We start from the raw sequence: 24,302 nt of genomic DNA on the forward strand, positions 1-24,302 counted from the left end.
TAAGAATAGTTAAAGATAATCATGAAAAGAATGGTCAAGTTTGATTGAAATGAGAATTATTACTTCAATGGACATATAAGTTGGTTACTGGGTAAAGCTTTGATAATGAAAAGCGTAAATTTGTAAAAGTAAATTTTAAAGAAATGAAGAAAAACGTCATATATGCAGCGATAGGTAGTATTGTTGTTATAGCTATTTTATATTTTTCCTTGGGATCTAGCAGCACCACCAATTTGGGTGACATTACTGCACAGGCAAAGAAAGGTAAATTTAAGGTTGAAATTAACACTTCTGGTGAATTGGAAGCCTTGAGGTCGGTACAGGTCTTTGGCCCAAGTGAAGCCCGAAGATTTAGAGTCGGCTCGTTTACTATAGAAAAGATGATCGATGAGGGTACTGTAGTCAAAAAGGGTGATTTCATTTGTTCTATAGATAAAACAGAGCTTTTTGACAAATTGGAGGACAAGAGACTCGATTTGGAACAAATTAAGGCACAATTTGAGCAGACCCAATTGGATACCTCATTGAACCTCAGGGAAGAGAGGGATAATATCCTGAATTTGGAATATGTGGTTCAGGAGCAGGAGTTGATCCTGGAACAGTCCCAGTACGAACCACCGGCCATCATAAAGCAAAATGAGTATAATCTGGAAAAGGCTAAAAGGGAATTGTCTCAAGCCAATGACAGGTACAAGATCAAGACCATGCAGGAAAAAGCCAGGATGGTGGAGATATCTGCCAAGCTTAGGGAAGTAGAAGCCCAAGTGAACCAAATGGTAGAGGTTTTAGATAAGTTTGTGGTTAAAGCACCCCAAGACGGCATGGTTATTCATGTAAAGTACAGGGGTAGCAAGGTTAAGGAAGGTTCTCAGATAAGTTCATGGAACCCAGTAGTAGCCACCTTGCCAGACCTTACCACCATGCAGAGTATTACCTATGTCAACGAGGTAGACATTAGAACAGTAAATACAGGGCAGGAAGTGGAAATAGGATTGGATGCATTCCCTGACAAAAAATTTACCGGAAAGGTGACAAAAGTGGCCAATGTGGGTCAAAAGAGGCCTAATTCCGACGCAAAGGTTTTTGAGGTAATTGTGCAGATTAATGAATCCGATGAATCTCTTCGTCCTTCCATGACCACCAGCAACTCCATTATTGCGGAGCAACTTGAAGATGTGGTATATGTACCATTGGAGGCAATCAATGTAGAGAACGACAGTATCAACTATGTTTATCTTAAAAACGGGGTAAAGCAAGAGGTAATAATGGGCATGTCCAACGCCAATGATGTTGTTATTGAAAAAGGAGTAAATGATGGTGATAGGGTATACCTTTCTACACCAAGTTGGGGGGATAACTTAGCCGTAAGGCTTCTTGATGAATTGGATGGAAAACGCAACCTTGACGCTTCAGAGCCAAGGGTAACTGCAGAAAAAACCCAATCCTTTCTTCAGAACGAATAAGGAAAGCTTCTTGAAGAAAAGCTTTTTCCAGTAATATCAAACCTTTATTTATGATTGACGAAAGGCTAAAAGCCAATTTTTATATTGCTTTTGAAGCAGTAATATCCAATAAAGTACGCTCATTACTTACAGCCTTAGGTATTATCTTTGGCGTTGCCGCAGTCATCGCCATGCTTGCTATAGGAAACGGCGCTCAACAGGAAATTCTGGAGCAAATCAAGCTTGTAGGGGTTAATAACATAGTAATAGAGCCTATAGTGGAACAAGTGGAGGGGGAGGTAGATGAAGATGCAGGTGTGGAAGAAGAAAGAGGGAAATTCTCACCTGGTTTAAAGCTACAGGATGTAAAGGCCATAACCGATAATTTGCCAGGAATCCAAAATGTAAGCCCCGAGATAATATTTGACACGCATATTGTAAAAAGCGGGCTGAGAAGATCCGCAAAGCTGGTGGGTGTCACCCCTGCCTACTTCGATGTGCTGGACTTCAGGCTCAGTGAGGGTAGGATGTTCAGCGAAAAAAACTTGGTAAAAGGGGATGCTGTATGTATAATAGGAAGAGGGGTTCAGTCAAAGTTTTTCCCTAATCAAAACCCCATAGGTAAAAGGCTTAAAAGCGGTAACCAATGGCTTGAGGTAATAGGGGTACTGGAGGAAAGAATGGTATCGGAGTCCAGTGTGTCCAAACTTGGTATCCGAGATTTCAATATGGATGTTTACATCCCCATACAAACCATGCTGGTCAGGTACAAGGACAGGGATAAGGTGGTTCGCTCTGACTTGGTCGACAATGAATCCGGAAGCAGTAATTATCATCAGATCGATAAGCTTACGGTTCAGGTAGCAGAAAGCGAAATGCTATCTCCTACTGCCGAAGTCCTCTCCAAAATGCTGGAAAGAAGGCACTTTGGAGTGGTGGACTTTGAAATCACCATACCGGAACTTTTGCTTAAGCAGCAACAAAGAACACAAAATATTTTCAACATAGTACTGGGTGCCATTGCCGGCATTTCTTTATTGGTAGGCGGTATAGGGATCATGAACATCATGTTGGCTTCTGTGATGGAAAGAATAAAAGAAATTGGCCTAAGACTTTCGTTGGGAGCAAAAAAATCCGATATTGTTAACCAATTCCTATTTGAGTCCATTATGATTAGTATTTCCGGAGGAATAATCGGGGTGATTCTGGGCGTGGTTCTAGCGCACATGGTATCTGCCTTTGCCGAATTTCCTACCATCATTACACTACCTTCTATATTACTTTCCTTTGGAGTCGCAGCCACAGTGGGACTGGTGTTTGGTATAACACCGGCCAAGAGGGCTGCTAGTCAGGATCCTATAACCTCACTTCGATATGAATAAACAATTTTACCCACTTATGGCCCTCTTTTTTTTTGTGGCCATTTTTTCTGTTAAAGCTCAGGAGACCGTATCCTTCACGTTAGAAGACATTGTGGAACGCGCCAAGACCCAATCCCCTGCCGCTTTAAGGGCGGATACCCGTAGGGAAAACATGTATTGGGGATATCGTTTTCATTTGTCCAATTATAACCCGCAGTTACGGTTGAGCGGTACTGTGCCAAGTTACAGACAGGAGTTTAGCAATGTAATTCAACCAGATGGAACGGTTGAGTTTCGGGAAATTAGGCAAAACCTAATGGATTTGGAGTTGGGCCTACAACAAGAAATTGCTGCTACAGGGGCAACAATCTCAGTCAATAGTTCTACTAACAGGTTTGACAACTTTTTGACTGGAGAGGGGCAGCCTACTACCAGATGGAGTGGGGTTCCTGTCAATGTTAGGTTATACCAGCCAATTTTTGCTTTCAACCCCTTGAAATGGGATAAAATGATTGAACCTTTACTTTATGAGGAAAGTAAAAGGACCTTTGTAGAGGATATGGAAAACATCAGTGAGCGGGTGACGAATTACTTTTTTAACTTTTTGGTGGCTCAGGTGAACCTGGACATTGCTACGAAGAACCTTAAAAATTCCGAGGAGATCCTAAAAATTGAGAGGGGAAGGTACAATATAGGTACTACCTATGAAGATAAATTGCTACAGGTAGAACTTCAGGTATTGCAAGCCAAGCAAGATGTGGCTGGGGCCAGGTTGGATATGGAAAGTTCCTCTTTGGTACTTAAGTCCTTTATTGGCCTAAATGAGACCATAAACTTATCCCTGGAGCTGCCTGGGGAGATTCCTGAATTTGAAGTGAATGTGGATGAAGCTCTTCAATATGCTTTTCAAAACAGGTCAGATGCTACTCAATTTGAACGAGAACGATTACAGGCGGATGAAAGTGTGGCACAAGCCAGAGGCCAACGGTTCCAAATGGGTCTTAATGCAAGCTATGGATACAATAATGCCGCCTTTGCTTTCGGGGAAATTTTCACAGACCCCAATACACAAGCCTTAGTAAGTTTGAATTTTGGTGTGCCGGTCTTAGATTGGGGAAGAAACAAAGCCCGGATGAGTAGGGCCAAGGCAAATCAAAAACTGATCAATTATGAGGTGGATCAGGCCATCATCAATTTTGAGCAGGAGATTTTCACTATGGTCAAAAATTTCGAAATGCTAAGGGAACGATTAGAAATCACGCAATTATCGGATGAGGTAGCCGATAAGCGCTATGAAATAGCCTTTAAGCGGTACCAAAGTGGTAATGTGACGATAACCGACCTTAATATTGCCCAACAAGAAAAAGACAAGAACAGAAGGGAATATGTACAATCCTTAAGGGATTTCTGGACAGCATATTATGAATTAAGAAAGTCTACCTTATATGATTTTGAGAACCGACAGTTGCTTTATATACCAGAGGAAGAATAAACCATAAAAAGAGCTTGAAACGACTTAAGGTTACTTGTGCTGTGATAGAAAAAGAGGGGCTGTTTTTGGCCGTTCAAAGAAGTACGATCATGCCCTTGCCCTTAAAATGGGAATTCCCAGGAGGAAAAATAGAAGAAAGTGAGTCTGAAGAAAATGCCTTGGTAAGGGAAATTGAAGAGGAACTGTCCTTGAAGATTAGCCTAGTAGCAAGGTTGAACCCTGTAACTCATGATTACGAGGATTCCCAAATCTTATTGGTTCCATTTTTGGCGAAAATTGAGAGTGGCCATCTTACTCTTTTGGAACATCAGTCTTATAAATGGCTAGCACATTCTGAACTTCTTACCCTGGATTGGGCAGACGCAGACCTACCCGTGGCAAGAGAGGTTCATCAAAAATTTTCCTGATACCTTATGTAGGGTTATGTTTTATCGGGAGCTGGTTGTGGTTTTTCAGCTCAACGATGTTTCCGGGTAAATTGAATCCAGCCTCTTCAAGTGCAGTGAGCACAGACAAAATCGCGTTAGACCTAACTTTGGGATCCGGCTGGGACTTATTGTGGGTGTTTACCCAATAGGTTACGGTTACATTTAAAGTGCTAGCCGCTAACTCCGTCACATTTATAGTAGGTTTTTTATTTCCCTTTAACACTCCTGGCACAGTGGTGATAGTGTTTTTTATTAGGACCATGGCTTTCTCGTAATCACATCCATAGTCCAGCCCTACTACAAAGCTGTAGGCTAAAAACCCATCTATGGTGAAATTCGTCAATGGGTTTTTAATAATACTTGCATTGGGAATGAAAACATCCTTCCCATCAGGGGTTTTTACCTGGGTGTCCCTTAGGTTTAACATCAATACCCTTCCCCGCACTCCATTTATTTCCACTATATCTCCAATCCTATAGGGTCTTTTGAAGGCTAATAGAATGCCAGCAAGGAAATTTTCACCTATATCCTTCAAGGCAAAGCCTACAATAAATGCGGTGATCCCGGCTCCTGCCAAGATCCCACTTACAATGCCGGTAAGGCCAAAAAACCTAAAAATAATAGTAAGGGCAAACAAGATGATCACTCCCCTTACCCCTGCGGCAATAAATTCCACAAGCAAGTGGTCATTTCCACGTCTGTTGAGTTTATTTACAATAAGGTTTTTAATCCACTTGGAAATGAATATAAAGACCACCAAAACGACTCCTGCGATCAGCAAGCCTATAATAAGGCTGTTAAAATCTTCAATATCTTCTAGAAAGATTTCCTTAAGTTTTTCGAAAGAGTCTCCAAAATTCATCAAATCAATTGTTTAGGTTTGGGTTTTTGGCTAGTGTTCCATCCACTCGTAAATACTGGAATAGCAGTTGTTTTCGTCAATATAAGAAAGAAACTCTTTATAAAAAGGGTGTGTGCCCAAGGTACTGCTGTCTCCGATGACAATAAGCTGCCTCTTCGCTCTGGTAAGGGCTACGTTCATCCTTCTCGTATCCCCCAAAAAACCTATAATACCATCAGCATTGCTCCTTACTAGGCTGATAATAACAAGGTCTCTTTCTTGACCCTGAAAACCATCTATAGTATCGATGGTTAGTAATTCCTGAATGGGTTTAAGGTGCTCCGAAAATTCCTGTTCCTCTTGCATTTCCTTTAATGCCTCCACTTGTGCCCTATAGGGAGAAATCACCCCTATGTTCCATTTGTTGTCCAAAAACACATTAATACCCAGGCTTTTCACCACATCTACCAGCCGCAAAAGGGCAAACCTGCCTTCTTCCTCGTTCATGGTACTGAGGGTTTCCTTGTCGGTATGCTCTTGGAAGCCACTTCCGGCAGTATCTATAAACTGAAGGATCGGTAAATCCTCGGAGAGCCTGTGAGAATAGGTAGTGGGGGCTGCTTCTAGCTGGTTTTCATAAAAGTGCCTACTAGAAAACCCCATGATTAGGGAGGGCATCCTATACTGGCTAAATAGCATTTTGGCAGCTCGGGGTTGTCTGGAGATCGTTTTTTCAAAAAGAGTTTCCTTGAGTCCTCTTCTTCCCGCTTCAAAGGATTTTATGGTGGGGGGGAGTTGACAGTGATCTCCAGCCATGATGACTTTGTCGGAATAAAGGATTGGAATCCAGGTAGCCGGTTCTAGCCCTTGGGCAGCTTCGTCGATATAGACGATAGGAAAACGCATTCCCTTCATGGTGGGTGAGCCTGCCCCGGAGAAGGTACAGGCAAATACCTGGGTATGTTGAAAGATATCCATTTGGATATAGTCCTCCAGTTGTCGGATTTCCTCTTTGATCATCCTTACTTGTTCCCAAGACTTTTCCCGCTGGCTTCTTTCACTGGGGCCAAAGGTGCGTTTGTATTTTTTGGCTTGGCTCCTCAGGCTCTCTGCCCTTTTTCGCAGCGTTTTGAGGTCTTTGTAAACGGCATGCTGAGAGGTTTTAGCATCCAAGGTTTGTTGAAGAATATCATCATCTACCCTTGCTGGGTGGCCTATCCTAAGTGTGGCTATGCCTTTTTCCACAAGTTTTTCCACCAGAAGGTCCACCGCGGCATTGCTCGGCGCACATACCAACACCTGATGGTATCTTTGGATGCCAGCACCTATAGCCGCTACTAGGGTGGTGGTTTTGCCAGTGCCCGGGGGGCCGTGAATGATGGCAACATCCTTTGCGGAGGCTACCAAGGAAAGCGCCTGGTTTTGACCCGGATTAAGGGAAGGGTCTGGATGGATACTAGCCGAATTGTCAAAGGTAGCCCCTTCCTCTCCCAAAAGGATGTTTTTGAGTTGCCAAAGTCTTCCTTCCTTCGCCTTTATAACCTTGGACATGGCAAGGTCCATTTGTTTGTAGGTGCTTTCGTCAAACATTAAATCAATTCCCAGCTTACCATCTGTCATCCATTCTGGAAGCCTTTCTGTAGGAAGGGTGATAGCCATGTAGTTTCCCCTCACCGTATTGATGACCCCGTTTATGCCGGAACGTAATTTTCCCGTTGTTTTTTCATTGGAGAAAAAGGAAATGGTCTTGCCAGATTGAAATCCATGGGACTGTAACTTTTCTGGATATATGATCTCCACGATTAACTTATCCGCTAGGCCGGACTTCATTTTTACCAACTGCACTGGGTACCAACAGGTACCGGCGTCCTTTCTCTCTTGGATGGATTTGCTTTGCGTTTTTTGTCTGAACTGTTCCAGGTCTTCCTTCCACTCCAGCTTTAGCAGTTGTTTAGTATTATCTAATTCTTCTTGTAAATTTGCCATACTCGCGCCTGTGTTTCCAAACAATTGGCTAATATAGGGTGTTTTTCGTTCAACCAAACAGGGAATGGAGTAGTGAATTTTCTTGCACATGCGTATTTGTCCTTTGACCACCCAAAGATACTGGTAGGTAATTTTATTGGTGACTTTGTAAGAGGTGATCTTAAGGCACAGTTTGATAAAGATATTGTCATCGGGATAATGCTACACAGGGAGATAGATAGCTATACCGATCAACATGAGGTAGTGAAAGAGGCCCAGGAAATCCTTAAGCCCTACTTTTCAAGGTACAGCGTGGTGATCACAGATGTGTTTTTTGATTATTTTTTGTCCAGAGATTGGGACCAATATCATTCTAAACCCATTTTCAAATTCGCCCAGGAAGTTTATGGTCTTTTGGATGCGCATAGGGAAATCCTCCCGAGTAGCTTTCTCCACATGTATCAGTTTATGAAACAGGAAAATTGGCTTGTGGCCTATGGCACCATGGATGGTATGAAAAAGAGCTTTACCGGGATTTCAAAAAAGACCAGTTTTCGCTCAAAATTGGAGGAAGCACCCCGTTTCCTCGATGCGCATAGAGAAACATTTTTCTCCTATTTTCAAGCTTTCTTCCCCGAATTGATTAATTTTTCCAGGGCTAAACTTCAAGAAATACAGCAAAATTATGATACGTTGCAGACCTAAAATCAGCACTTACCTTTCCCTAAGTTTCATTGTCGTGGTTTTAATAGCAGGTTTGGCCTACCTGTTTTCTGATTTTCATAGGGGAGCTTCTTATGGGCTGGTTTTTTACTTGTTTGCCTGTACTATTATCACTGTGGTGCTCTTGCTACTTTTGGTGAAAATGATGGCGGGATTTAAGTTCGTACTTGCGGGCAAATCCCAAATCATCGTAAGCCTGCCCTTGAGGCGTATGAAGAGAGTCTATGCGCTCAACCAAGTACTGGGATGGCAAGAAGAAAAGGTGCTTGCAAACAAAAGGGAGTTTAAACAATTGAGCCTGATTTTTGACGATAAATTCAGCATTGCCATCAGTAATCATGAACACTTGGAATACGATGATTTGTTGACATACTTAAGAAAAAAACTCCCAAAGAAAAAAATAAAAGCCTGAGGTGAAAAAAGTGCATCAGCAAGAGGCTCTCATAGAAGACAACCCCCACTGATGCACTTAACTATTCAATTAATGTTTCCAATCGTAGGCGTCCAGGGTTTCCAAACAGGCCTTTAACAAGTGGATGCTAGCATGTATGTCTTCTTTGCTTGCCATCTCTATTACCTGATGCAGGTGCCGGGTAGGGATGGAAATAGCCCCTGCAATGGAACCCTGCTTTCCCATGCGTTGCACCCCAGCGGTGTCTGTACCTCCTGCTGTAAGTATCTCCGGTTGCCACTTGATCTTGAATTTCTCCGCGGTACTTTTCATAAAAGCGACCATCCTATAGTCGCAAATGGTGGAGGCATCCATGATTTTGATGGCCGTACCCTTTCCTAATTCGGTGATTTTCTCATGGGCAGAGGCACCAGGGACATCATAAGCGATAGTAGTATCCAGCGCAATGCCAAAATCTGGGTTTATCAAATGTGCGGATACGTTAGCTCCTCTCAGTCCTACCTCTTCCTGTACCGTAAAGGTGGCATACACATCATATGCGGGGTCCTCCAATTGTTTTAGCGTTTCGATAAGGATAAAAACCGCCACACGGTTGTCAATGGACTTGCAGTTGACACAATTACCCATTTCAATAAGTTCCCTTTCCCTTGTGATAGGATCCCCAATGGTGACGTATTTTTCCACCTCTTCCTTGGGCATGCCCAAGTCTATGAAGTAGTCCGTGAGTTTAGGTAGTTTGTTTTTTTCCTCCGTGCTCATCACGTGAATGGGTTTGCTTCCCATTACCCCTATCAAGTCTTTTTTACCGTGCACGATTACTCTTTGGGAGGTAAGTGTTTTTGGGTCAAAACCTCCCAGGGAGTGGAATTTCAAAAAGCCGTTATCATCGATGTGGGTGACGATAAAGCCAATTTCATCCATATGGGCGGCTACCATTACCCGCTTGTTTTCGGGATTTCTGTTCCCTCTTTTGATGGCAATGACATTTCCCAAATTATCCACCTGTACGGCATCGACCAGGGGGCTTACCTGTTCCAGGACAAAATCCCTTATTTTTTTTTCAAATCCCGGGGCACCGGGTAGTTCGCAGATGGATTTAAGTAGTGCTACGTTGATAGACATTGTGATGTTTTTTATGAATTAATTGTCCTAAAAATAAAAAAAAGGCGGTAGAAAATACCGCCTTTTTGGATTTATGGTTTCTCTATTACTTTAGTAGGCCCTTACTATTTTCCCTTCCATATAATTGACAAATGCCCGGTTTACCACCCGCATGCCCCCACGAGTGGGGAAATCACCGGTGAAATACCAATCCCCCAAATGATCGGGGCATGCCTGGTTTAGGTTAAAAACCGTCTGGTAAATCACATTTACATGGGCCTGAATATCTTCGGAGGTGATAATTTGGGCAATTTTGTCGGATATCTCCTGATCAGTGAAGTTCGAATAAATTTCTTTTACGTAATTTTCATTCGCATTGGGGGTAGAGATGCATTTGTCATAGATTTGATCCATGACGAAATCCATTCCCCTTTCTTTTATCAATGCAACTGCAGCTCGAAAGGCAATGAAGTCCTTCATCCTGGACATGTCAATACCATAACAGTCAGGGAACCTGATTTGTGGGGCCGAGGAGACAATGATGATACGCTTCGGCTTCAGTTTGTCCAACGTGGTAAGAATGCTTTTCTCCAAAGTGGTGCCCCTCACTATGCTGTCATCTATTACAACAATGGTGTCCACCCCAGGGCGAATTACCTCGTAGGTAGTATCATACACGTTGGAAACTAAGACATCCCTGTCCGAATCATTGGTGATAAAGGTTCTTACCTTTACATCTTTGCTGACGAGTTTTTCTACACGAGGACGGAAGTTCAATAATTCCTCTACATCTCCAAGGTGGGGTTTGCCTTCCAGCATTACCTCCCTTCGCCTTGCACTGAGGTAATCTTCCAGACCCTCTATCATACCATAAAATGCGGTCTCCGCGGTATTGGGGATATAGGAAAAAACTGAGTTTTTGAGGTCAAAATCAATGGCCTTGAGGATCTGGGGTACCAGAGCTCTTCCCAAGTTCTTTCTTTCCCTATAAATATCAGGATCAGTGCCTCTAGAAAAATAAATGCGCTCGAAGCTGCATGATTTTTTATCCCTTGGAGGAATAATTTCATATTCCCCAAAACTACCGTCCTTATTTACGATAAGGGCATTTCCTGGTTTGATTTCCCTGATTTCTTTATATTCTATATCAAATGCAGTTTTGATTGGGGGCTTTTCGGAAGCAATTACCACGATTTCGTCATCTGCATAATAATAGGCAGGCCTAATGCCTATGGGGTCCCGCACCACAAAACTGGCTCCGTTTCCAATGAGGCCAGCCATCGCATACCCTCCGTCAAAATCCCTACAACTTCTCCTGAGAATACGGGCTACGTCCAATTCTTGCTCTATGACCTCGGTAATTTCCCGGTTGGAATAAGTGTCCTTGTATTTGTCAAAAATCCGTTGGTTTTCCTCATCTAAAAAATGCCCTATTTTCTCCATGACTGTCACGGTATCCGTCTTTTCTTTAGGGTGCTGTCCAAGGTGAACCAGGATGTCAAAAAGCTCCTCCACATTCGTCATGTTGAAGTTTCCCGCCATGACCAAATTCCTGCTTCTCCAGTTGTTCTGTTTAAGGAAAGGATGACAGGTTTCTATGCTGTTTTCCCCGTGGGTTCCGTACCTAAGATGCCCAAGCCATACCTCTCCGCTGAAAGCTACATTTTCCTTTAGCCAGTCGGCATCCATAAGGCTTTGCTCAGAGCCATGTTTTCTGGCCTTCTTGTATTTCTTTGCTATTTTTTGGAATATTTTGGTTACCGCCTCCGACTCTACGGAACGGTACCGGCTGATATAGCGGGTTCCAGGATTGGTGTTTATCTTAATATTGGCGACCCCAGCACCGTCTTGGCCCCGGTTGATCTGTTTTTGCATCAAGACATAGAGTCGATTGACAGCATAGGTGGGAGAATTGTATTTGTCGATGTAATACTGTAATGGTTTTCTTAGCCTTATCATGGCTATCCCACACTCATGTTTGATTTGATCACTCATAGGACTAGGAAGGAGTAATATCCTTTACAAAGGTAAACCTTTTTTAGCGTTTGTTTCTAATAATGCTTAAATGAACTAACACAAAAACTAATATGAAAATCCCCTAGATTTTATAAAAAATTAAATAAGTGCACGGATTTACCAAAAATTAACAAAATCTGGCTGGCTATTCCCACAAAGGATATTTTTCCAGGGTGATTGCTTCCCCAAAAAATAACTTAGTGGTATGCTGAAAAGAGGGAGTGAAATCGGAGACCATAAACTGATCATCTCTTTTAACCCCTTTGTCAGATAGGTTATGGTATTCCAGCAGTGCTTTGACAGACTTTGCGACGATTTCAGAACTGTCGATGATCTTCACCTCACCTTGATAATAGGCAGAAATCTGATTTTTAATAAGAGGATAGTGCGTGCAGCCCAATACCAAGGCACTTATTCCTTCAAAAATGGACTGTGAAAGATAGGAGTCAATGATGGCATGACTCACCTCATTCTTGTGGAAGCCCTCTTCAATCATCGGCACCAAAAGAGGGGTGGCAAGAGATTCTAAGGTGATACCAACATCTAGTGCATTGACTTTTTGCAGGTACACCCCTGAGTGTATGGTTTGCTTTGTACCTATAAGCCCTACTTTTTGATCCGGGTGAAACTCACGCAAGTAATCGACCACTGGGTCTATGACATTGCACACCAAGGCCTTTGAGGCGACATATTCCTTTACCAGGTCAAAAGCTGCTGCAGAAGCAGAGTTACATGCAATAAGGATGAGCTTGCATCCGGATTTCAAAAGTACATCTGCAATCTTAACGGAATAGGCCTGTATGGCCGCGGTACTTTTGTCCCCATAGGGTAAATGAGCCGTATCCCCAAAATAAATAATTTGCTCTTTTGGGAGAAGCTGCCTTACAGCCTTGGCTACGGTCAGCCCCCCTATGCCACTGTCAAATATCCCAATGGGTGCGCTAGCCTTGGATGCCATCTCGTTAATCTTTTTAAAAAAACCAAAAAGCCCCCAAGTTCACGCACTTGAGGGCGAATGCAAGCGAAGAGTTTAAAGTTTATTTAATAGATACAAATAAACTAATACTTTTTCGAAAAAAAAAATTGTTACATTGTGGAATTCAATGCGGATTGGAAAGAAAGGGAGCCTAGCTTGGAAATTTAAAAATTGGCTCAATTTATGATCATGGATTAATTTGATAGCATTTGGTAGCGTAGAATGGATTTGATTGGAATCCCTTTCTATTTGGATCACCCATTATCTTTATGAATAAAGTTTTGTTGATAGAAGACGACCTCACCTATTCCAAGATTATTAGAAATTTTTTGGAAAAAAATGGGTATAAGGTGGAAGTCTGCACAGGAGTGGAAGCGGGAATAGGTTTATATGCCAGAATAGTCCCTGATTTGGTAATTACAGATTACAGGTTGCCGGATGGTACGGGTATGCAGGTCTTGGAGCACATTATTTCCTCTGAGCATCCATCACCTGTGATTTTAATCACCAACTATTCCGACATTCGAACGGCGGTGAAATCTATGAAAATGGGGGCTTCGGAATATATCACTAAACCTGTAAATCCAGATGAATTGCTGCTGGCGGTACAGGAGGGGTTGAAAAAAAACACTAAAAACCAGGTCAAGAGAGCCAACAAATCCCCCAATCCCCCTAAAGAGACTGGCCAACCTACTTACTTGGTGGGTAAAAGCAGTGGGGCCGAAAAACTGGAGAGGTATATTGATTTGGTTGCCCCTACGGATATGAGTGTGATTGTTTTGGGGGAAAGTGGCACTGGTAAGGAATACATTTCCAAGAGGATTCATCAAAAATCCAAGCGGAAAGATGGGCCTTTTATTGCCGTTGACTGTGGTGCTCTTTCCAAAGAACTTGCTGGAAGTGAGCTCTTCGGGCACGTAAAGGGGGCTTTTACTGGTGCCATTGACCACAAAACAGGGCATTTTCAGAGTGCCAACGGCGGCACTATTTTCTTGGATGAAATTGGGAACTTAAGTTATGAGGTTCAGATTAAACTTTTGAGAGCCATCCAAGAACGCAAGATCCGGAAAATGGGAGGTAATAAAGACATTTCTGTGGATGTTCGCATTGTTTCTGCCACCAACGACGATTTGATGCTATGTGCCAATAAGGGAGATTTCAGGGAGGATTTATTTCACCGGTTAAATGAATTCACCATACACGTGAGTCCCTTGAGGGAAAGAAAGGATGACCTCTTTTATTTTGCGGATTTGTTTTTAAAACAAAGCAACGAACAATTGGGGAAGAAAGTCACCGGATTATCCGAGGATGTACAGCAAATATTCAGGGTATATTCTTGGCCCGGAAATTTAAGAGAACTGAAGAATGTCATCAAGAGGGCTGTTTTGATTACGGGCGAGGGCGAAATCTTTAGGGAGGTAATACCGATGGAAATTATTCAAAAACCCAAAATAGACCATGTAGAGGCATCAGAGGAAGTTTCTTCAGCCATAGACCTGAAAACAAGTTTTGAAGAACAAGAAAAGCAACTTATCATCAAAACCTTACATGAGGTTCGCTACAACAAGTCAAAAGCAGCCAAAATGTTGAATATGGACAGGAAAACCCTGTATAATAAACTGGATAAATATAACTTAGAATGATTGGAACAAAATTAGGTACCTATAGAAACCCAAGGAGCTGTGGATTCTAGGCTACCTTCAGATTCCCAAAACGTAATCTTTTTTAATTAAAAAGGCTTTTTGTACCTGAACTACACAGTTAAGATTTAACTATTCTTTGCCCATGTAGGGATATTCTTATAATTTCAAATCTTTTGGCGAATAAACTGATTCTAGCCTGTTTTTTGCATATTTCCTATACCAAATCAAAAAAGATATAACTATGGCTAAATGTTTTGCACTGATGGGTTGGAGTTTACCCGTAATTGAAAGTATGCAGAAACTTGGGAAACCATTCGTAGTGGTTTCTTTTCCTGATTTTCAGTCCTATGCTGAGGAAAACAATATTCCTTTTGTTCCCTATAAATTTAATGAATGGAGCGACACTTCTAACTCTTTGGACCTTCTTGAAAAGTTGAAGGCATTTGATGCAGATGTAGCAGTGCCCTTGTTTGAAGAAACAGTAGAGTGGGCAGGTGCATTGAATTCCATATTCAGGGATGACCCAAAGGTACTTAATCGTGCGTTTTTATTCCGGAATAAGGCAATGATGAAAAGAAAAGCACTGATCGGAGGATTGAGGGTTGGGCTTTTCGAAGAAGTCTATAATAAGGAGGGAGTGAAAAACTTCATGGATAGGCTGAATGAAGCAAACCTTCAAATCGAAGGGGAGGAGGATTCTTGGGTTCATATTAAACCTTTTGCCTCAGCAGGTACAGTGGGTCACCGCCTTCTCAAGTCAAAAGCGGATGTAGACAGAAAATGCGAAGAGGGGGATTTTCCCTGTTTGGCGGAAAGCCACCTTCCCGGAACTGAATTCTCCTGTGAGGCGTTTATCCACGGGGGTAAAATCAGGTTTTTGAACATTACTGAATATGTGAAACTTGGTTATTCCAATTTCATACCAGAAGGAAAGCACCTGAACAGCAAAAGGGAGCGAATCATGCAGGAAATGCAAAAGCTCGTGAATATTTTTGGTATTCAGTATGGGATGATTCACCCTGAGTGGTTCTTAACCGAAAACGATGAATTGAGTTTCGGTGAAGTGGCTTGCAGGATTCCTGGAGGACATATTTTGGAATTGGCCAGTAAGGCATATGGATTTGATGCTTTGGCAGCTTTTGTCTGTTGCCATGATCCCAATTTGCCGGAGGAGGAGCTAAAAGAATTGTTGCCCGCTCCAGATGCCAGGCCAAATGAATTTTATGGAAACGTGATGATTTATCCGCGCAAGAACCGGATTTCCCAACTGGTGATTCCGGAGGAACTTAAGGAAGAATCTTATTTCCTAGATCATACTTTGGTACCCCCGCTGACTACCCAAAAACTAGATACCAGAGAAGGGTTCGGGAACCATTTTGGCACGGTGAATTTCAAAGGAGAAGATCCCGATAGAATGAGGGAACTACTTCTTCATTATGAAAATGTAGACTTCTATCAGTAGTTTTGTCAGAAAAAAAAGTCATAAAACCTTTCCAATGGAAGGGTTTTATTTTTAAATTTTCCATTTACTGTTAAATGGAATACGTATAAAGTTTACATAGTATATATATTAGAGAAGGAGAAAGGTCGTATGGAAAATCAAGCCGTTGTGGATAAACACCAAGACATGTTTGAAGAATTACTTCAGGAATATAGTGCTGCCACGGCACTCACCAAACCTGAAAAAGCCCAGAAATTAATGGGTCAGATTGATATAATGGCTGATTCAAGGAGTGGGCTGGAGTTTTTGTTTGAAAGAATTGAAAAATTGTCGGAGGCAGGCATATTTTTGGGGTCTCCTTGGGCGGATCCTTCAAAACTGGTGCCTACCCTAGTGAATGGTACATTGAAGAGCGGACACCCGAATTCCACCATAGAAATTCTGAGTGAGATAAGGCTGTTGGCCATTGCCAATGGAAAAATGAAGGTCGGAAATTTAACCCAGCATGAGGCAGCTAACTATATACAAGAGGTTGTCGTTTCCAATCTGGAATTTGTTTTTAACGAACCCCTTGAGGAAACGCGTCTGGTAATGAGCGACCATGAGCTATCCAAGGTACATTCATTGTTTCAATTTTTGTCTGCTTACACGGATTACGATCAGGTGAAAGCCAAAATTGCCGAAGAGCTATACCTGATTTGTGAGCAGAGGCCGGTAGTAACCGAGAAGCAAAGGAAGATAATCGCCTGGGTAAAGGAAAAAATATCCCTGGATCCGGAAAACCCAGATGACAGAAAGTTACTTTCTTTCCAAAGAAGTATTTACAGGCCTACTAAAAGGTGCATAGACCATGATTTTAGGACTTATAGAGAAACACTTTCCAGTTTAAGCCCGGAGGAGTTAAAGGCAGAATCGCAGGAAATTGGGGAAATGATGTTGAAGCACGGCCTTGTGAGCCAATTCCAGGCCAGCTTGCTCCTTTTTTTAGTGGAGACCAAAAAGGTGGAGATCATTCCCCTATGTTTAGGACTTAACCCCTCAGGAGTAGCAAGGTTCAATGAGTTGTCCACTTATGTTATTCAACTGATTAAGGAAATCATTGATCCCTTTAATGCCCAATGTATATACGGACTTGCCAAAATGCTGGAAAACAGCGTACTTTCTAGGGAAGCGGTAAGGTCAGGTTTGTCAAACCTACTTACCATTAAGATACACCCCGAGGTGGAGAAAAGGATTCTCAAATCCACTAGGACTCCCCATGAAAAAGTGAGCCCAAAACAATATTTGATTGGCGCAGTTTTAAGAATATTGGGTCAGCCTCTTGGCGTAGGCCAGGGCAATAATCCCACTTGCCAAAGTGCTAGGGGAATCAGTATGTGGAGTCAGCATGCACCTGCCAAGTTGATTCATATGATACAGACGGCTGCGGTATATGATGATCTTACATTTAGGTTTGAGGGTAGGGAAGTTAAGTATTCCACCACTCCCCAAGGGTTAGTTCAGGCCTTGGATCACAACCTAGATGCCGTATCAGTAACATTGGTGCCAATGCTGGACAGGGTATATAATGAAATGATGCGCCTTGCCTCAGGACGCGGGGAGGATCCTCATAAGTGGGTAAACCCTGCTTTATACGGGCAATGGATTCAAGTAGGATTTGCCTCAGCGTATGATTATATGTCAGATGCCATCATAGATTTTGATGGTTTTGTGAAGGTGTTTTATGCAACTTGCCATCCGGATTTCAATGGTGGAAACAGATTGGTTTACCCAAATCCGGTTGGGATTTTTATCACCTCGGCAAAAGCCGAAATGTTAGGCTTCCATGCCGTATCCCTTTTAAGGGTTGACAAAGATCCTGAGGGAATCTTAAGGGCGTACTTCCTCAACCCAAACAATGAGGGAAGGCAAGACTGGGGTCAGGGAATCAAACCCTCAGTGGTAGGTAAAGGTGAGGTTTATGGAGAGTCTTCCTTGCCACTATATCAATTTGCAGCCAGGGTTTACGCATTTCATTACAATACGTTAGAAGCAACAGAAAAAATGATAAACGTGCCGATAGAGGAAGTGCAGAAAGTAAGGCAGATAGCCAAGGAGAGTTGGGGACAATCCTACAATTGGCTAGACATAAGAAAAAAATGGTAAAGCACAGTTCTAGGATAGAGTTAAAACAATCGGCCTATAAAAACAATATAAATTTCATTAGAAAGAAAATTGGAGAAAAGGCTGTACTTTCTTCGGTTGTAAAAGCAAACGCCTATGGCCATGGGATAGAATCTTTTGTTCCCATGGCCGAAAAATGTGGTGTACAGCATTTTTCGGTAGCTTCTTCCTTTGAAGCGGAGCAGGTGCTTAATGCTTGCAAAAAGGAAAGCAGGATTATGATTATGGGTATAATCTATGAAGAAGATATCCCATGGGCAGTGGAGCACGGCATTGAGTTTTTTGTGTACAATTATGACAGGTTGCCAAAGGCGTTAGAGGCAGCCAAAAAAGTGGGAAAGCCAGCTAAAGTCCATATAGAGATGGAGACGGGAGCTAACCGTACAGGTATGCAAAAAGACGAGTTTGCCCCAGCGTTGAACTTTCTCAAAAAACATCAGGAGCATCTCGTGTTTGAAGGTTTGTGTACTCACTTTGGGGGTGCCGAAAGCATGGCCAACCAATTCAAAATTGATATGCAGCATAAAAGGTATAAATCCTTCCTCAAAAGTTGTCAAAGCAAGGGGTTAATGCCCAAGTACAGACATATTGCCTGCTCTGCCGCAGCACTCGCCATGCCTGATACAGTGTATGATTTGGTTCGTGTAGGTGTGGCCCAATATGGGTTTTGGCCTAGTCCTGAAATTTATTTTAACCACCTGCACGAGGTTGATAAAAAGTCTGATTCAGCCTTAAAAAGGATTTTCAGTTGGAAAACCGACATTATGGATATCCGAATGGTGGACCAGGGAGAATTCATTGGATATGGCACGGCTTTTCAAGCCACCCATGAGATGAAAATTGCAGTGCTTCCACTAGGGTATTCCAATGGCTATCCCCGGGCACTTTCCAATAGGGGACAAGTTTTGATTGCAGGCAAAAAAGCACCTATAGTTGGCTTGATCAACATGAACCTGTTTATGGTGGATATCACCCATATTTCTGACGTCAAGGTGGGGGATGAGGTGGTGCTGATCGGAAGACAGGGTAATGCAGTCATCAACGTGTCAAGTTTTACAAATGCTACCCAACTCCTAAACAATGAAATGCTGAGCCGCCTTCCCGCAGCTATTCCGAGAACCGTTGTCAGGTGATTGTTTCATTTAAGGGTGAACCCAAGTTTGATTCCTGCTCTGTAGTTATCTTTGGGAGATATTAGCATATGAAGCTTCATTAGTTCTTATTTTGCTTCATACTGATGAAGAATTTGGTTAAGTTCTTGGTAGATGGATGTGATTTGAAGATGTAGAGCATCCAAAGACGGTTCTATTTCCTCCCTTGGCTCCCCGGCTTTTGCTTTGTATTCAATCTGAGAGAGGTGTCGCGTGGATGCTTCCAAAATCCCAAAGGACGTCTTAAGTTTATGCGCCAGGGATACAATTCGCTCCATATTCCCTTTCTTTAAATCATCAGCTATTTGACCTACCGTTTCGTCTGTCTGCTTGATAAATACTTCAATCATTTCACGCTGAAAATCCGAATCCCCTTGTGTAAGGTCTATCAGTTGGTTAAGTGAAATATACCTATTGGTGGACGATTTAGTATGTTTTTCGGAATTTTCGCCGATTTTTGCCGTCCAAAAATTTAGTTTATCCATTAGGTCTTTTTTGTTAATGGGCTTGGAAAGGTAGTCGTTCATTCCGAAGGAGATGCATTTATCCTTTTCAGCCATCATGGAATGCGCAGTCAGGGCGATTATGGGTATGTTTTTGTCTATGTTTTCCCTGATTTTGAGGGTGGTTTGATAGCCATCCATGATCGGCATTTGTATGTCCATAAAAATGATATCGAATTTTTTTATGGATAAAAGATTCAGACCTTCCTCGCCATTTACAGCTATATCTAATTCATGATCTGTTCTAGAGAAAACAGCCTCCATAAGTTTTTGATTGAGTATGTTGTCCTCAAAAAGTAATATTTTTAATGGTATGGTTTGCTCAGGGTAGGCAGGAGATGCTTTTGAATAGGCTGGGGGAGGAGTTTCCATAAGCGTATAAGGAATAATGAAAGAAAAGGTAGACCCAATTCCCAATTGAGAACTCACGTTGATGGTTCCGGCTTGCTTTTCTATGAGGAGTTTACATATATTCAGTCCAAGCCCAGTCCCTCCGTATGTTCTAGTGGTATGGTCTTCGGCCTGACTAAAACGGTGAAAGATCATTTCTAGTTTGTCTTTCGGGATGCCTATACCGGTATCCTGTACATCAAACCTGATAGCCACTTCTTTACCCACTTTTTTGTCCATAGCTACTGCCAAACTCACAGCTCCGGCGGAAGTAAATTTGAAGGCATTTCCTAAGAGGTTTATCAGGATTTGGGAAAGCCTGTTTTTGTCTCCAATAAGTAGAAGGGGTAAGTCTTCTTGAAGTTGATGGTTGAAGTGGATTTTCTTTTGTGTAGCCTTGAGCCTAAACATTTTAAAGACATTTTCTATGGTGTCCCTTAGGTTGAAGGGGGATTTTTCGATTTGGAATATCCCGGTTTCAATTTTGGATAAGTCTAAAATGTCATTTACGATGTGAAGCAGGCTGTCTCCTGCTGCTTTAATGGAGTTAAGGTAGTCTAGCTTCGCGGGGGAATATTCCTGTTCCAGAAGTAATTCTGTGAACCCCAGAACGGCATTGATAGGGGTTCTGATTTCATGGCTCATGTTTGCGATGAAATGGTCCTTTTGGATATTTAGGTTGTCGGACATTTTTTTTGCGCCCTCCAAAGCTTCGAGGGACTTCACTTCCATGCTCACATTTTGAGCTACCTTGATTACCTTTCTCACTTTTCCATCTTTATCCATCACCGGGTTATAAGAAGCCTGTATCCATACCTTCTCTCCCGACTTGTGTATACGCATTAACCTACCAGACTGGAATTCACCATTTTTGAGTGATTTCCAAAAGCTGAGGTTATTGCTGATGTCTTTTTTATCCAAAAGGATTCGGTGAGGTTTTCCCATGAGCTCTTTTTCACTATAGCCTATAATGTCTTGGAAATTTTTATTAACCCCAGTAATGATGCCTTCGGGAGAAAATTCCACAACTCCACTTGATTTTGAAATGGCCTGAAACAGGTGATCATATTCCATTTTTAATTTTTGGAGCCTATTTTTGGTCTCCTTAATTTTGGATGCTAAGACCTTTTCCACCTCCCCCGCAAGGGATAGGTTTTTTTTCCTAGCTTCCAGTAAAACCATTACTTGGTTGGCAATTAGGGAAAGAGACTTTTTTTGAATTTCAGACAGTTGTTGTGGTTGTGTCCCGACTACACATAAAGTGCCTATACAATACCCATTTTCTGCCTTTAAAGGATACCCTGCATAGAACCTTATTCCATTTTCACCCTTTACTTTTGGGTTTTCCCGAACCCTTGGGTCCAAGGTTGCATTCGGAATCTCCAAAAAATCCTCGGCAGCCATGGTGTATTGACAAAATGTCTCCTCAAGCTTCACTTCATTTATATCAATCCCGACTTTAGCTTTGTACCATTGCCTTTTATCATCTATGACAGAAATAATGGCAATGGGGGTGTCACATATAACAGAGGCCAATTCGGCTAGGTCATCAAACTCTTTCTCAATAGGGGTGTCAAGAATTCCATAAGAAAGTAATGTTTTTAATCGTTCCAATTCTCTGTTGGAGGCTTTATTATCTGGCATTTCAAGTACTTTTAAAACAAGAAATTTTGCGGAAGAAATAAAATTTTACAGTCAAATTCTGACTTGGATGAGGATTCCAATCAGTTTCCAAGGATATATTCTTTACTTGTATCAATGGATAACAAAGTTAAAATATGGTACAGTTGATCTTTGATCCTTTCTGTTATGGATACAACGTCTTTAATCTCGATTATATTAGCATTTTTTTCCAATAAGTCAAGGTAATAATTGGTGACACCCAAAATTTCATAAGATGCTTGAAGTATTCTTGCTTGATGGGCTACTTCATCTAGTTTTCCTTCCTTACAACTTTGTTCAACTGCCTTAAAGAACTGGTCATTTTGCTCCATAAAGATGGAGAGTAAATCACTTTTCATTTTGATGTCTCCCATGGATAATTCTTCCAGCTTTTGGGAGATGGTATTTTCATCCAAGTTTGGGCTGGGTTTTTTTAATGTGCCTTGCTTCCTGTAAATGGTTAGCCAAAACCTGACTTTTTGGACTAAGGTTTGCCGGTGAACTGGTTTTGAAATATAGTCATTCATGCCGGCTGCAATGGACTTTGCCCTTTCCATAACAATAGGTTGAGCACTTAAGGCTATTATAGGAACTTCCGAACTATATTTCTCTCGGATTACCTTTGTCACCTCATACCCATTCTTACCGGGCATCTGCAAATCAGTTAGAATAAGGTCATATTTATTTTGAATAAATTTATTTAACCCATCCTCCCCATTTAAGGCTAAATCAATTCGGGCAGGAGTGTTTTCAAAGTAGGCTCCCAATAATTTTTGATGCAATACACTATCATCGATCAAAAGTATACTGCATTCTGGTATGGCCTCAGAATCAACTTGGTCAATAGCAAAACCTCTTCCTACATCTGGATATTTGTCTTTTTGATAGTCAAGTTGAAAGGTAAAGGTACTTCCTTTATTCAATCGGCTTTTCACCTTTATAGTGCCTCCTAGTTTGTCGATGAGTGATTGGCAGATGTTTAACCCTAATCCTGTTCCTCCATATTGGTTGTTGGATATTTCATGGGCTTGATAGAACCGGTCGAATATCAAATGGAGTTTTTCAGGGGGAATGCCTATGCCGCTATCCTTTATTTTGAAACCTACCCTCACGAGATCCTTTTTCTTCTCATTAATAGCCACTATTACCTTTACATATCCTTTTTCCGTAAACTTGACTCCATTGCCTATGAGGTTTACCAACACCTGATAGAGGCGGTTTTTGTCACCGATTATGCTGGATGGCATGGATTGAGGCAGCTCTACCTCCAGTGCAATCCCTTTTTTTTCAGCTTTAGGAGCAAATAAGCTTATTGACTGGGTAATTACCTCCTTTAAATCGAAAGAGGTTTTTTCGGTCTGAAATACCCCAGACTCAATTTTTGCCAAGTCCAAGAGGTCATTGATCAGCAGAAGTAGGCTGTCTCCTGCCATGGTTATTGCATTCAAATATTCCTTATTTTTGGTATCATTTAGACGCTCAGAAAGTAAGTCTGCAAAACCAATAATGGCATTTAAGGGGGTACGTATTTCGTGGCTTATATTGGCGATAAACTGATCCTTCTGCAAATGGAGGGTTTCGGAGGTTTTTTTGGCTTTTTCAAGCTCGTTTTTCGCTTCCATAACCTTGGTAATGTCGTTTCCAACCAACAATATCGAGCTAAGGATTTCAGGTTTATCCATCAAGGGGCAAAAGGTGGCATGTATCCATTTTGTGTCGGCACCATTAGAAATAGTAAAAACTTTTGAAATCACTCCTTTTTCTTCTAACCCTTCAATCAACTGTGGGAGTTGTTGCTCCTCGAATTCATTGAAAACGAAAGAGAGCATTTTCCCTTCTAAATCCTTTCTTGAAGCCCCTGACCATTTCTCAAATATTTCATTCGCAAAGGTGATGTCCCCCTTGGAAGTTATCGTAATCAAAGCATTCGATTGGCTAATAGCCCTATACAGGTTGTCGTACTCTAGGGCTTTCCTGTGAAGTTTTGCTTCTGTAGCCGCTATTTTTTCCCTAAGTACCTGCTCTAAAGTTTTGCCCAGCAATTGGTTTTTCTTCCTGGCCTCCATTAATTGTTGTACCTCCTGGGCAATCATTTCCATGATTTTACGCTGGTTGTCCTTCAGCTTTTTGGGGTGATAATCTGCCACCGCTAAGGTTCCTATAGCAAAACCAGCCATACTGATTAATGGAATACCTGCATAAAAGCGGATACCATTTTCCCCTTTCACAAAATAATTTTCTCTTAGATTAAGGTCTTTAGTAGCATCTTCAATTTCCAAGTATTTCTTACCTTTCATGGTGAATTGGCAGAGGGTGTCGGTCAATGGCACTTCTTGTAAGTCGATGCCTATTTTGGCTTTTAGCCATTGCCTCTTGTCATCGATCAAAGAAATTAGAGCAATTGGTGTTTCGCAAGCCACGGACAAAAGTTTCGCCAACCTGTCAAAATCCTCCTCTGCTGGCGTATCCAAGAGTCCATAAGCCAACACTTCTTTGAGCCTTTGTATGCCCTTCTTGTCGTCTAGGGATGATGAAGCCATTGGATTTGTGGTAGGTTAAAAATTTGTTGAAGGATTGAAAATAAAAAAGGAA

The 24,302-nt window shown here is 41.8% G+C and carries 17 protein-coding genes; 10 read left to right on the top strand and 7 right to left on the bottom strand.

What is annotated here, in order from left to right; all coding sequences use genetic code 11:
* The first annotated feature begins 143 nt into the window (after positions 1–143).
* The 4 genes from DB520_RS08640 to DB520_RS08655 are packed head-to-tail and all read left to right on the top strand — an operon-like array spanning position 144 to position 4,702.
* Positions 144–1,463: an efflux RND transporter periplasmic adaptor subunit gene (locus tag DB520_RS08640; protein WP_114749280.1), complete on the top strand. Its 1,320-nt coding sequence runs from the start codon at positions 144–146 to the stop codon at positions 1,461–1,463.
* A 50-nt stretch (positions 1,464–1,513) separates the two neighbouring features.
* Positions 1,514–2,824: an ABC transporter permease gene (locus tag DB520_RS08645; RefSeq protein WP_114749281.1), complete on the top strand. Its 1,311-nt coding sequence runs from the start codon at positions 1,514–1,516 to the stop codon at positions 2,822–2,824.
* Positions 2,817–4,295, top strand: a complete 1,479-nt coding sequence (locus DB520_RS08650) for a TolC family protein (protein ID WP_114749282.1) — start codon at positions 2,817–2,819, stop codon at positions 4,293–4,295. Before DB520_RS08645 ends, DB520_RS08650 begins: the two co-directional genes overlap by 8 nt.
* Positions 4,296–4,309: 14 nt before the next feature.
* Positions 4,310–4,702, top strand: a complete 393-nt coding sequence (locus tag DB520_RS08655) for a (deoxy)nucleoside triphosphate pyrophosphohydrolase (RefSeq protein WP_114749283.1) — start codon at positions 4,310–4,312, stop codon at positions 4,700–4,702.
* A gap of 4 nt (positions 4,703–4,706) precedes the next feature.
* On the opposite strand, the gene DB520_RS08660 is transcribed toward DB520_RS08655, so the two are convergent.
* On the bottom strand, positions 4,707–5,585 hold the full coding sequence (locus DB520_RS08660) for a mechanosensitive ion channel family protein (RefSeq protein WP_114749284.1): 879 nt from the start codon (positions 5,583–5,585) through the stop codon (positions 4,707–4,709).
* Positions 5,586–5,615: 30 nt separating this feature from the next.
* The gene (locus DB520_RS08665) at positions 5,616–7,550 is read right to left on the bottom strand and encodes an AAA domain-containing protein (RefSeq protein WP_114749285.1); all 1,935 of its coding nucleotides are present in this window, start codon (positions 7,548–7,550) and stop codon (positions 5,616–5,618) included.
* 72 nt (positions 7,551–7,622) lie between these two features.
* On the opposite strand from DB520_RS08665, the gene DB520_RS08670 reads away from it, so the two are divergent.
* Together DB520_RS08670 and DB520_RS08675 are read left to right on the top strand one after the other, a co-directional pair.
* Positions 7,623–8,234 carry an acyl carrier protein phosphodiesterase gene (locus DB520_RS08670; protein WP_114749433.1) on the top strand — a complete coding sequence of 204 codons (612 nt, stop codon included), beginning with the start codon at positions 7,623–7,625 and terminating at the stop codon, positions 8,232–8,234.
* Entirely contained in the window at positions 8,215–8,664 is a 450-nt protein-coding gene (locus DB520_RS08675) for a hypothetical protein (RefSeq protein WP_114749286.1), read from the top strand. Before DB520_RS08670 ends, DB520_RS08675 begins: the two co-directional genes overlap by 20 nt.
* Positions 8,665–8,733: 69 nt before the next feature.
* On the opposite strand, the gene DB520_RS08680 is transcribed toward DB520_RS08675, so the two are convergent.
* The 3 genes from DB520_RS08680 to murI form a co-directional block, all read right to left on the bottom strand.
* Positions 8,734–9,786, bottom strand: a complete 1,053-nt coding sequence (locus tag DB520_RS08680) for a M42 family metallopeptidase (RefSeq protein ID WP_114749287.1) — start codon at positions 9,784–9,786, stop codon at positions 8,734–8,736.
* A 90-nt stretch (positions 9,787–9,876) separates the two neighbouring features.
* On the bottom strand, positions 9,877–11,760 hold the full coding sequence (locus DB520_RS08685) for an amidophosphoribosyltransferase (protein ID WP_114749288.1): 1,884 nt from the start codon (positions 11,758–11,760) through the stop codon (positions 9,877–9,879).
* A 166-nt stretch (positions 11,761–11,926) separates the two neighbouring features.
* Complete coding sequence (gene murI / locus DB520_RS08690) at positions 11,927–12,739, bottom strand: glutamate racemase (protein ID WP_114749289.1); 813 nt, start codon at positions 12,737–12,739, stop codon at positions 11,927–11,929.
* A 287-nt stretch (positions 12,740–13,026) separates the two neighbouring features.
* Here murI and DB520_RS08695 point away from each other — a divergent pair, with 287 nt between their 5' ends.
* From DB520_RS08695 to alr, 4 genes are all read left to right on the top strand, one after another.
* On the top strand, positions 13,027–14,400 hold the full coding sequence (locus DB520_RS08695; RefSeq protein WP_114749290.1) for a sigma-54-dependent transcriptional regulator: 1,374 nt from the start codon (positions 13,027–13,029) through the stop codon (positions 14,398–14,400).
* A 241-nt stretch (positions 14,401–14,641) separates the two neighbouring features.
* Positions 14,642–15,862, top strand: a complete 1,221-nt coding sequence (locus DB520_RS08700; RefSeq protein ID WP_114749291.1) for an ATP-grasp domain-containing protein — start codon at positions 14,642–14,644, stop codon at positions 15,860–15,862.
* Positions 15,863–16,027: 165 nt separating this feature from the next.
* Positions 16,028–17,986 carry a hypothetical protein gene (locus tag DB520_RS08705; RefSeq protein WP_232834890.1) on the top strand — a complete coding sequence of 653 codons (1,959 nt, stop codon included), beginning with the start codon at positions 16,028–16,030 and terminating at the stop codon, positions 17,984–17,986.
* Positions 17,980–19,137, top strand: a complete 1,158-nt coding sequence (alr, locus tag DB520_RS08710) for an alanine racemase (RefSeq protein WP_114749293.1) — start codon at positions 17,980–17,982, stop codon at positions 19,135–19,137. The genes DB520_RS08705 and alr overlap by 7 nt, the downstream gene beginning before the upstream one ends.
* An 86-nt stretch (positions 19,138–19,223) precedes the next feature.
* Here the strand turns inward: alr and DB520_RS08715 are convergent, their stop codons facing one another.
* Together DB520_RS08715 and DB520_RS08720 are read right to left on the bottom strand one after the other, a co-directional pair.
* On the bottom strand, positions 19,224–21,692 hold the full coding sequence (locus tag DB520_RS08715) for an ATP-binding protein (RefSeq protein WP_114749294.1): 2,469 nt from the start codon (positions 21,690–21,692) through the stop codon (positions 19,224–19,226).
* Between the two features lie 80 nt (positions 21,693–21,772).
* Positions 21,773–24,250 carry an ATP-binding protein gene (locus tag DB520_RS08720; RefSeq protein WP_114749295.1) on the bottom strand — a complete coding sequence of 826 codons (2,478 nt, stop codon included), beginning with the start codon at positions 24,248–24,250 and terminating at the stop codon, positions 21,773–21,775.
* Positions 24,251–24,302 lie beyond the last annotated feature (52 nt).

Origin of the sequence: Pleomorphovibrio marinus (assembly GCF_003347495.1) — a bacterium.
GTDB lineage: Bacteria > Bacteroidota > Bacteroidia > Cytophagales > Cyclobacteriaceae > Pleomorphovibrio > Pleomorphovibrio marinus.